This window comes from Kitasatospora sp. NPDC015120 (genome assembly GCF_043080305.1).
Taxonomy (GTDB): Bacteria; Actinomycetota; Actinomycetes; order Streptomycetales; family Streptomycetaceae; genus Kitasatospora.
Genome location: NZ_JBIBVJ010000026.1, coordinates 81039 through 91552 on the forward strand (window position 1 = coordinate 81039; position 10514 = coordinate 91552).

The window sequence follows — 10514 nt, forward strand, 5'->3', positions numbered from 1 at the left end:
GGGAACTCCTCGGGGAACCGCAACCGCGGAGGTGGCCGGGTCGGCCCGCTCGGCGACCTCCTTGACTTCACGTCCTCTTGAACCACTGGTGTGCCGAAGCGTGACCGTCGTCAGGCTCGGGGCGCTGACCGTGTCCGGCACCGTAACCGCGGCGATGAGCCTGCGGCGCCCGGGCGGGCACTGAAGGGCATGCACCGGGGGGCGTGCGCGAGGGCGTGCGCCGCGGCGGACGCGCGGACGCCCCGGCCTCCGAGGGGAGGGCCGGGGCGTCCGTTCCTTCCGTGGTCCCTGTCTTCCACGGGAGACCCGGTGCTCAGGACACCGGGGGTGCGGGGGGCGTCAGGACGCGGGGCCGACCCGGACGGTGGTGATCCGTCCGCCCTGGGCCTCGCGGACCACCTCGATCCTGGTGTTGGTGTCCGGCACGTTCACCGCGAGCTGCGGGGTGGCCGGGTCCCGGTAGACGCCGGTGCGGTCGTCGAAGACGGGGACGGCGGGCCTGGACCCGATCCGGACCGGGACGCCCGCCCTGTGCAGGGTGAAGCCGGTGGTCGGCTTGAGCGAGAAGGTCGCGTCGTAGGTCTGCGCCCGGCCGTTGACCAGGGTGCCGTCGGCGAACCGGATCGGCGCCGGGTGGGCGTCGATCGGCAGGATCAGACCGCCGCCGGGGTGGTCCTTGGTGTTGTTGTCGCCGTAGGCGGTGTCCCAGAGCCAGATGAGCACGCCCTCCTGGTACGGGTAGGTGTCGACGATGTCCTTCTTGCCGTCGACGCCGGTGTAGCCGAAGTTGTACGGCCCGGTCCTCAGGAACGCTCCGTAGCCGGCGTAGCGGCGGTTCTCCACCAGGTAGGCGCGCGGGTGCTGCTGGACGTGGGTGCGGCCGGTGATGACGGTGAAGCCGGTGCTGACCCAGCCGGCCGTGCCGTTCTCGGCGCCGTCGGCGAACAGCTCGGTGGCGCCGGCGGTGATCCGCACCGCGTCGACCAGGACGCCCTTGCCGTGGGTGTTGTTGTCCGAGGTGACGTGGAAGCGGAGCCTGACGTTCTTCCCGGCGTAGCCGTCCAGCGGGATGTGCAGCTGCCGGTAGGCGCCGGACGTGCCGCTCAGGCCGGGGACGTTGGCGCTGGTGCTGCCGATCGGGGCGCCGTCCACGGTGCCGGGCAGGGCCGTCCAGCGCTTGCCGCCGTCGGTGGAGGCCTCGACGGTCAGGAAGTCGTAGTCCTGCTCGACGTCGTACCAGACCGCCGCGTCGAGGGCGGCCGGGCCGGTGACCGCGGTGAGGTCGACGTCGCGGGCCAGCGCGTTGTCCAGGTCGTCGCCGGTCCCGCTCCACCACTGCCTGGCGCCCTCGCGGGGGTCGGCGAGGTCGGTGCTGGTGGTGCTGTCCGGCAGGTGGACCAGGAGGGCCTGCGCCTGGTCGGTGTGGTAGCCGCTGACGCCGAGGGCGTGGCTGGAGCGGGTGGCGGCCTGCGCCTCGTCGTAGTCGAGCCAGCCGAACTGCAGCTTGCTCCAGGCGTCGAGGTCGCCGGGGTAGCCGCCGGTGGTGTTCTTCCCCTTGCCCAGGTACGAGCCGGAGGACATCAGCGACCAGAAGTTGACGCTGTTGTCGCCGCCGTTGGTGCTGTAGAGGTCGGGCAGGCCGAGGTTGTGGCCGTACTCGTGGGCGAACAGGCCGACGCCGCTGTTCTCGCCGGCCTGGACGTAGTCGTACACGTACAGGCCGGTGTCGCCGACCGGCGCGCCGCCGATCCGGTTGCCCTCCGGGCCGACCTGGCCGGTGGGGTCGGGGAAGGTCCAGCTGCGGTGCGCCCAGAGCGCGTCGGCGCCCTGCGCGCCGCCGCCCCAGGTCTCGTCGACGCCCGCGTGCACCACGACGACGTTGTCGAGGTAGCCGTCGGGCTGGGCGAACTCGCCGTCCTTGTCGTGGTCGTAGCGGTCGTAGACGTCGTACTGGGCCAGTTCGGCCTTCACGTCGGCGGCCGTGCGGCCCGCGGCGAGCTGGCTGTCGTACCAGGCCTTGACGGCGTCCCGGATGAACTCCTGGCCCTGGGTCCAGGCGCCGGAGCCCTGCGGGCCCTTGTTGGAGCCGTACCGGGCCTCGTTCCAGGGCAGGGTGACCCAGTCGCTGACGGTGCCCTCGATGTCGTAGCGGCCGGAGGACTGGGTGCGGTAGTAGTTGCGCATCGAGACCGCGCCGGGCGTGTCGTCGAAGAACATCTGCTGGTAGTACTGCCGGCTGAAGTCCGGGTTCCAGAGCGTGTGGTTGTCGCTCCGGCCGGGCTTCGCAATGGCGTTGTGCTGCGGCCCGGGGGTGCCGCCGTAGCGGGGCAGGCCGTTGTGGAGGGTGGTGTTGTCCACCTGGTCGCCGAACTGGGCGAGGATGACGAAGACCTTGTCCTTGCGCTGCTGGGCGAGCTGGACGTAGTCGTTGCCGATCCGCACCTTGGCGGGGGCCCGGCGGCCGGCGCTCTTCGCCACGGCACCCTTGTTGACCTGTTCCAGGGCCTTGGTGCGCAGCGACTGGCGCTCGCGCTCCTGCGGGGCGAGCGGGGCGGGCGGGGCTTCGAGGCCGCCGGCCTCGGCGCCGGCGGCGCTCCCGGCGGTGAGGGCGGGCGCGGGGGAGGGGGTGGCGGCCTGGGCGGGGGAGCCGAGGAGGGTGGCCGCTATCGCGCTCGTGGTGAGCGCGGCCGCGAACGCCGCGGACAGTCTGCGCAACTGACCGGTCCTTTCCGGACGGGGGTGGTCGGGTGAGCGCAGGTAATATTTCACATGTCATGGGTCACACGGAAGACTTCGGACGCCCTTGCCCGCAATGCCGGACGCCCGTGCTCCCGCGGGGCCCGGCGCCCGTGCCCCGTCCGCCGGACGCCGCACGGCCCGGGCGGGGCCCCGCGGCGCCCGGCGGGCGGGGACGGGAGCGGCCGGTCAGCCCAGGGAGGCCCGCAGGAAGGCGAGCTCGGCCTGCGCCAGCTGCTCGTTCACGCCGCCCGGGGTCATGTGGGTGACCCCGGGCAGGGCGAGCAGGCTGTGCGGGCGGCCGGCCCTGGTGAGCGCCTGGGAGAGCAGCAGGGTGTGCGAGGGGTGCACGTTGTCGTCGGCCAGGCCGTGGATCAGCAGCAGCGGCCGGGTCAGGGACGGCGCGTCGTCCAGCAGGCAGTCGGCCGCGTAGCCCTCCGGGTTCTCCTGCGGCAGACCGAGGTAGCGCTCGGTGTACGCGGTGTCGTAGAGCCGGAAGTCGGTGGGCGGGGCGCCCGCGCAGGCCGCGTGGAAGACGTCCGGGCGGCGCAGCACGGCCATCGCCGCGAAGTAGCCGCCGTAGGACCAGCCGCGCACGCCGACCCGGCCGAGGTCGAGGTCGGGGTGGGCGGCGCCGAGCGCGAGCAGCGCGTCCACCTGGTCGTCCAGTGCCACCCGGGAGAAGCGGCGGAAGATGGTCCGGCTGAAGGCGGGGGAGACGAACGGGGTGCCGCCGTTGTCGACGGTGACCACCGCGAAGCCCTGGTCGGCCCACCACTGCTTGAGCTGCCAGCGGCGCGGCTCGTTGGCCACCGCCTGGTGGCCGGGGCCGCCGTAGACGTCGAGCAGCACGGGCAGCCGGCGGCCGGGGACGTGTCCGCGCGGGTAGACCACGGCGCTCGGCAGGGCACGCTCGGTGACCCGGGCCAGCTGCGGCCGGACCACGTGGGGAAGGGCGGCCGAGCGGTCCGTCAGGGCGGTGACGCCCTGCGGGGTGAGGGCCTCGCGGCGCACGCCGTCCGGGCCGGCGGAGGTGAGCAGCAGGGTCTCGCCGGCGGCCTGGGCGCTGTGCACGCCGGGGCCCTCGGAGAGCCGCTCGGGGGCGCCGCCGTCCGGGTCGACCAGGTGGACGTGCTGGTCGAACGGGTCGCCCTCGCCCGTCTCGCAGAGCAGCTTCCCGCGCAGCCGGCCGACCACCCGGCGGATCTGCAGGCCGGTGGTGTCCAGCGGCTTGCCGTCCAGCGCCAGGCCGCGGGCCTCGGGGGTGTCGAGCACGGTGAGCAGCCGGCCGTCCTCCAGCCGGGCAGGGGTGCCGGGCAGGTCGTCGACCCAGAACGCGTCGGTGGTGCGGGAGAGTTCGCCGGTGGTGCCGGTGGCCGGGTCGGCGCTCAGCAGCAGGACGTTCTGCTGCAGCCGGTCGGCGACGGTGAGCAGCAGTTCCTCGTCGCCGGCCCACTCGGCGGCGCACAGGTAGGGGAAGGCGGCGGTGTCCCAGTCGAGTTCGACCCGCGTGCCGTCCAGGCCGAGCACCCAGAGCCGGACCTCGGCGTTGGGGCCGCCGGCCTGCGGGTAGGCGAACTGCTCGGGGGCCTGCTCGGGGTGGGCCGGGTCGGCGAAGTGGCGCGGCGGGAGGGCGGACTCGTCCACCCGGGCGGCGAGCACGGCGCCGCCGTCCGGGCGCCACCAGTGGCCGCGGTGGCGGCCCAGCTCCTCGGCGGCGGCGAACTCGGCGACGCCCCAGCGGGCGCCGTCGTCCGGGCTGAGCCGCTGGCGGCCGGGGACGTCGGCGGAGGCGACGTAGAGGGCATCGTCGGCGACGTAGGCGACGAGCTCGCCGGTCGCGTTGGGGCGGGGGTCGAAGGCCGGGCCGGCGGTGGGGATCTCGGTGCTGCGGCCGGTGGCGGTCTCGGTGCGGAACAGCCGGCCGTCCAGGGCGAAGACGGCGACGGCGAGGTCGGGGGTGGCGGCGTAGGTGCCGATGCCGGCGGCGGTGAGCCGGCTCCGCTCCCGCAGCCGGCGTTCGACGGCGGGCAGGGCGCCGGTCGCGCCGGTGCGGCCGGGGGCGAGCGCGGCGGGGTCGGCGACCTCGCGCTCCTCGCCGGTGGTGAGGTCGAGGAGGTGCAGGCGGTCGAACGCGTCCTCGGGGCCGCTGGAGCGGAGCAGCAGCAGGCGGGTACCGTCCTGGTGGAGCGAGATCGCTCGCGGGGCACCGAAGCCGAAGCGGCCGGTCCGGGCGCTGAGGGAGAGGTAGGAGTCGGTGATGGTCACCGCCCGATGGTCGCTGCGGGAACGGCTCGCCGACCAGTGGGACGACATGTGAAATGTCACACATCACGTGACCCAGGTAACAGGAGGAGAGCATGACCGAGGCCCCGCGGACCGCCGGACCGCCCGAGCCGCTGGCCGGCACCGAGACGCTGTTCTCGCTGGACCCGGCGGTGATCCACCTCAACCACGGCTCCTTCGGGGCCGTCCCGGTCACCGTCCAGCGGCTCCAGCGGCGGCTGCACGAGGAGCAGGAGGCCGACCCGGACGGCTTCTTCGCCGACCTGCCCGCCCGCGTCGCCGGCGCCCGGGCCCGGATCGCCGCCGCCCTCGGCACCGAACCGGAGCTGCTCGCCCTGGTGCCCAACGTGACCGACGCGATCGCCGTCACCCTGGCCAATGTGCCGCTCTCCGCCGGGGACCACGTGCTGGTCACCGACCACGGCTACGGCACGGTCACCGAGGCCGTCCGGCGGCGCGCCGAGGACGCCGGCGCCGAGCTGCGCACGGTGGCGCTGCCGCTGGACCTGCCCGACGGGGAGGCGGTGCGCGAGACCGTGCTCGCCGCGGTCACCGACCGCACCGTGCTCGCCGTCCTGGACGGCATCACCTCGCCGACCGCCCGCCGGGTCGCCACCCCGGACCTGCTGCACGCCCTGCGCGGGCGCGGGGTGACCACGGTGGTGGACGCGGCGCACGAGCCCGGCATGCTGGCCGGGCCGGTCCCCGCGGAGGCCGACTTCTGGTTCGGCAACCTGCACAAGTGGGCCTTCGCCCCGAGGGCCACCGGTGTCCTGGTGGTCCGCCCGGAGTGGGCCGGCAAGATCCGCCCGCTGATCCTCTCCTGGGAGGACCACCAGGGCTACCCGGCCTCGGTGGAGTGGCGCGGCACCCTGGACTACACGCCCTACCTGGCCGCTCCGGCGGGTCTGGACCTGCTGGAGGCGTTCGGCCCGGGAGCGGTGCGCGCGCACAACGAGCGGCTCGCCGGGTACGGTGCCGCGCTGGTCGCCGAGCGGGCCGGGCTGGCGCCGCTGCCCGCCTCGGCGGGGCTGTCGATGCGCGCGCTGCGGCTGCCGCCCGGGGTCGCCGAGACGCTGCCGCAGGCGCAGGAGCTGATGGCCGCGATGTGGCGGCGGCACGCCGTGCGGACGGTGGCGCGCCCGTGGCCGGGCGGCGGGGTGCTGCGGGTGTGCGCGCAGCTGTACAACCGGGCTCCCGAGTACGAGGTGCTGGCGGCCGGGCTGGCCGGGCTGCTGGAGTAGCGGCCCGCGCGGCCGGGGGTCCGGCCCTCCGGCCGGGGCCGGTCGGCGCCGCCGCGGGGTCAGTCCGCGGCGGCGCGCAGTTCGGCGAGCAGCACGTGCTGGTCCGCGATGAGCCCGGTGAGGATCCGGCGCGCCGCCCGCAGCAGGTCGGCGACGTCCCCGCCGGCCAGCGCGTAGACCACCGTGCTGCCCTCACGGGTGGCGGTGACGATGCCGGACCGGCGCAGCACCGCGAGCTGCTGCGAGAGGCGGGAGGGCTCGACCTCCAGCTCCGCCAGCAGTTCGCGCACGGGCGTCGGGCCGGCCTGCAGCAGCTCCAGGACCCGGATCCGGACGGGATGGCCGAGCATCCGGAAGAACTCGGCCTTGGCCTGGTACAGCACGACCGCCACGGCGCTCCCTCCCTGTTCCCCTCCCCGGGGGCGTTGCCGGCCGTCAGATCTCCAGCGCGGTCTCGATCCGCTTCAGCTGGTGGCGGGCCATCGCGAGGTTGGCGCGGGCGCGGTTGAGCGCCAGGAAGAGGAACAGCCCCCGGCCGCTCTGCGTGGTCAGCGGCCGGAGCAGGTGGTACTGGCTGGTCAGGCTGACCAGGATGTCCTCGATCTCGTTGTCGAGCAGGTTGAGGTGCTCCATCGCCCGCATCTTGGCCCGCACCACGTCGGTGTTCCCGGCGGCGGCGACGTTGAGGTCCAGTTCGCCGCCGTCACCGAGGGTGCCGAGGGCCATCCCGCTGCTGTAGTCGACCAGGGCGACGCCGATCGCGCCCTCGATCGCCATGGCCTCCTTGAGCGAGGTCTCCAGGTTCGCCATCGTCCGCTCCTCCCGTGGGCCCGGTGGGGGTCACCGGGGCGTGGCACCGAATGTAGGCAGGCCGCACGGCGTGTCACCACGGATGACCGGAGTCGTCCGAAGCCGGTCGTTTCGTGACCGCTTGAAGACATTTGCAACTATGGATGTGAGAGAGAATCGATCCCTTGCCCGGAAAAACGGTGCTATCGATGTCAGTCCCGCCGGGTAACCTCTCGCTGAGATGCGAGATCACACCACCGACCCCCGCGACCCCCGGACGGCGATGAACACCCCTGAGCGCGCGCCCCTCGACGGCCGGGAGCCCTCCGACGAGCGGGAGCTCAGCCCCGCCGAGGCCTTCGCCGCCTCCCGCCGCCGGGCCAAGGAACAGGCCACCGCCCTCCACGGCTTCCAGCAGCTCTACGACTTCCCGCTGGACGACTTCCAGCTGGAGGCCTGCCGGGCCCTGGAGAACGGCGAAGGCGTCCTGGTCGCCGCGCCCACCGGCTCCGGCAAGACCATCGTCGGCGAGTTCGCCGTCCACCTCGCCCTCCAGGCCGGGCGCAAGTGCTTCTACACCACGCCGATCAAGGCGCTGTCCAACCAGAAGTACGGGGACCTCGTCAAGCGCTACGGCGCCGCCAAGGTCGGCCTGCTCACCGGCGACAACTCCGTCAACGGGGACGCCCCGGTCGTGGTGATGACCACCGAGGTGCTCCGCAACATGCTCTACGCGGGCTCCAGCACCCTCGACGGCCTCGGCTACGTGGTCATGGACGAGGTCCACTACCTCGCCGACCGCTTCCGCGGCGCCGTCTGGGAGGAGGTCATCATCCACCTCCCCGAGTCCGTCACCCTCGTCTCGCTCTCCGCGACCGTCTCCAACGCCGAGGAGTTCGGCGACTGGCTGGACACCGTGCGCGGCGGCACCCGCGTCATCGTCTCCGAGCACCGGCCCGTCCCGCTCTGGCAGCACGTGATGGCCGGCAACCGGATGTACGACCTGTTCGCCAGCCCCGACCGCGACGGCCGGCCCAAGGGCAGCCTCCGCAACCCCGGCAAGGCCGTCAACCCCGAACTGGTCCGCCTCGCCCGCAGCGAACTCGACCGCAACCCGCGCGACCGCTTCGGCCGCGGCCGGGGCCGCTCCATGCCCAACGGCCGCCCCGGCCGGGTCTGGACCCCGGGTCGCGTCGACGTCATCGACCGGCTCGACGCCGAGGGACTGCTGCCCGCCATCACCTTCATCTTCAGCCGGGCCGGCTGCGAGGCCGCCGTCCAGCAGTGCCTCTCCTCCGGCCTGCGCCTCAACAAGGACGTCGACCGCGCCCGGGTCCGCGCCATCGTCGAGGAGCGCTGCGCCGACATCCCCGACGAGGACCTGCACGTCCTCGGCTACTTCGAGTGGCTGGACGGGCTGGAGCGCGGCATCGCCGCCCACCACGCCGGCATGCTGCCGCGGTTCAAGGAGGTCGTGGAGGAGCTGTTCGTGAAGGGCCTGGTCAAGGCCGTCTTCGCGACCGAGACCCTGGCCCTGGGCATCAACATGCCGGCGCGCTCCGTCGTCATGGAGAAGCTCGTCAAGTGGAACGGCGAGACCCACGCCGACATCACCCCCGGCGAGTACACCCAGCTCACCGGCCGGGCCGGGCGGCGCGGCATCGACATCGAGGGCCACGCCGTGGTGCTCTGGCAGCGCGGCCTCGACCCGGAGGCCCTGGCCGGCCTCGCCGGCACCCGCACCTACCCGCTGAAGTCCTCGTTCCGGCCGTCCTACAACATGGCCGTCAACCTGGTCTCCCAGTTCGGCCGGCACCGCTCGCGCGAGCTGCTGGAGACCTCCTTCGCGCAGTTCCAGGCCGACCGTTCGGTGGTCGGCATCGCCCGCCAGGTCCAGCGCAACGAGGAGGGCCTGGAGGGCTACCGCGAGTCCATGACCTGCCACCTCGGCGACTTCGAGGAGTACATGGCGCTGCGCCGGCAGCTCAAGGACCGCGAGAACGAACTCGCCCGCGAGGGCAGCAGCCAGCGCCGCGCCGCCGCCGTCGAAGCCATCGAGCAGCTCAAGCCCGGCGACGTCATCCACGTGCCGACCGGCAAGTTCGCCGGCCTCGCCCTCGTCCTCGACCCCGGCCTGCCGCCCGTCAACCGCTCCCCGCGCGGCGGCCCGCGCCACCCCGACTACCAGGACGGGCCGCGCCCGGTGGTGCTCACCGCCGAACGGCAGGTCAAGCGGCTCGCGATGATCGACTTCCCGCACCCCGTCGCCGCGATCGAGCGGGTGCGGATCCCCAAGTCCTTCAACCCGCGCAGCCCGCAGTCCCGCCGCGACCTCGCCTCCGCCCTGCGCACCAAGGCCGGCCACCTGGAGCCCGAGCGCTTCCGGCGCGGCCGCGCGGCCGCCGCCGACGACCCCGAGATCAGCCGGCTGCGCACCGCCCTGCGCCAGCACCCCTGCCACGGCTGCGACCGGCGCGAGGACCACGCCCGCTGGTCCGAGCGCTACCACCGGCTGCACCGCGACACCGAGCTGCTGGAACGCAAGATGCGCTCCCGCACGCACACCATCGCCCGCACCTTCGACCGGGTCTGCGCGCTGCTCACCGACCTCGGCTACCTCAGCGGCGACACCGTCACCGACGACGGCAAGCGGCTCGGCCGGCTCTACGGCGAACTCGACCTGCTCGCCTCCGAGTGCATCCGCGAGGGCGTCTGGAGCGGCCTCGCCGCCGCCGAACTCGCCGCCTGCGCCTCCGCGCTGGTCTACGAGGCCCGCCAGTCCGACGACGCCACCGCACCCCGGGTCCCCGAGGGCGCGGCGAAGGAGGCCCTCGGCCAGATGGTCCGCATCTGGGGCCACCTCGACGCCCTGGAGGAGCAGCACCGCATCAACACCGCCGAGGGCGTGGGCCAGCGCGAACCCGACCTCGGCTTCGCCTGGGCCGCCTACCGCTGGGCCCTCGGCCACTCCCTGGACTCCGTCCTGCGCGACGCCGACATGCCGGCCGGCGACTTCGTCCGCTGGACGAAGCAGCTGATCGACGTCCTCGGCCAGATCCAGGACGCCGCCGGCGAGGACGCGGACCTCCGCAAGACCGCCCGCAAGGCCGTCGACGGCCTCCGCCGGGGCATCATCGCCTACTCCTCCGTCAGCTGACCCACCCGAAGCCCGCCCCCACCCCGAGAACCCTTGGAGCGGGAGGTCGTCCCCATCGACCTCCCGCTCCCGTGGCCACCCTGAGCCACCCGGCCGGGCTCGGAGTGGAAAGTCGGTCGGTCCGACTTTCCACTCCACGACTTTCGCCTCGCCGTTGCCCGGGGGGCTTCGCCCGGGCGGCTTCGGCTTCGCCTCGCCGCTGCCCGGGGGCTTCGCCCGGGCGGCTTCGGCTTCGCCTCGCCGCTGCCCGGGGGCTTCGCCCGGGCGGCTTCGGCTTCGCCTCGCCGCTGCCCGGGGGCTTC

The 10514-nt window shown here is 73.9% G+C and carries 6 protein-coding genes; 2 read left to right on the forward strand and 4 right to left on the reverse strand.

From position 1 onward, the window contains the following. Window positions 1-339: 339 nt before the first annotated feature. Both ACF1AK_RS33130 and ACF1AK_RS33135 read right to left on the reverse strand, forming a co-directional pair. Window positions 340-2715 (reverse strand): immune inhibitor A domain-containing protein, encoded by a 2376-nt coding sequence (locus ACF1AK_RS33130; protein ID WP_391502518.1) that lies wholly within the window; start codon window positions 2713-2715, stop codon window positions 340-342. Window positions 2716-2925: 210 nt separating this feature from the next. Further along, a complete protein-coding gene (locus ACF1AK_RS33135) occupies window positions 2926-5004 on the reverse strand; it encodes a prolyl oligopeptidase family serine peptidase (protein ID WP_391502519.1) in 2079 nt (692 codons plus the stop codon). Window positions 5005-5096: 92 nt separating this feature from the next. Between ACF1AK_RS33135 and ACF1AK_RS33140 the strand changes: the two genes are divergently transcribed. Further along, window positions 5097-6266, forward strand: coding sequence for an aminotransferase class V-fold PLP-dependent enzyme (locus ACF1AK_RS33140; protein WP_391502520.1), 1170 nt, complete (start codon window positions 5097-5099; stop codon window positions 6264-6266). A 59-nt stretch (window positions 6267-6325) separates the two neighbouring features. Here the strand turns inward: ACF1AK_RS33140 and ACF1AK_RS33145 are convergent, their stop codons facing one another. Both ACF1AK_RS33145 and ACF1AK_RS33150 read right to left on the reverse strand, forming a co-directional pair. Then, complete coding sequence (locus ACF1AK_RS33145; protein WP_391502521.1) at window positions 6326-6658, reverse strand: ArsR/SmtB family transcription factor; 333 nt, start codon at window positions 6656-6658, stop codon at window positions 6326-6328. 43 nt (window positions 6659-6701) lie between these two features. Continuing rightward, complete coding sequence (locus ACF1AK_RS33150) at window positions 6702-7076, reverse strand: hypothetical protein (RefSeq protein ID WP_380294503.1); 375 nt, start codon at window positions 7074-7076, stop codon at window positions 6702-6704. 262 nt (window positions 7077-7338) lie between these two features. Here ACF1AK_RS33150 and ACF1AK_RS33155 point away from each other — a divergent pair, with 262 nt between their 5' ends. Continuing rightward, window positions 7339-10212: a DEAD/DEAH box helicase gene (locus ACF1AK_RS33155; RefSeq protein WP_391502529.1), complete on the forward strand. Its 2874-nt coding sequence runs from the start codon at window positions 7339-7341 to the stop codon at window positions 10210-10212. The last annotated feature ends 302 nt before the right edge of the window (window positions 10213-10514 follow it).

What these genes read in the sequence shown, in the direction of transcription:
- ACF1AK_RS33155 (WP_391502529.1), top strand. Translation starts at nt 7,339, where the DNA reads ATGAACACCCCTGAGCGCGCGCCCCTCGACGGCCGGGAGCCCTCCGAC.
- ACF1AK_RS33150 (WP_380294503.1), bottom strand. Translation starts at nt 7,076, where the DNA reads ATGGCGAACCTGGAGACCTCGCTCAAGGAGGCCATGGCGATCGAGGGC.
- ACF1AK_RS33140 (WP_391502520.1), top strand. Translation starts at nt 5,097, where the DNA reads ATGACCGAGGCCCCGCGGACCGCCGGACCGCCCGAGCCGCTGGCCGGC.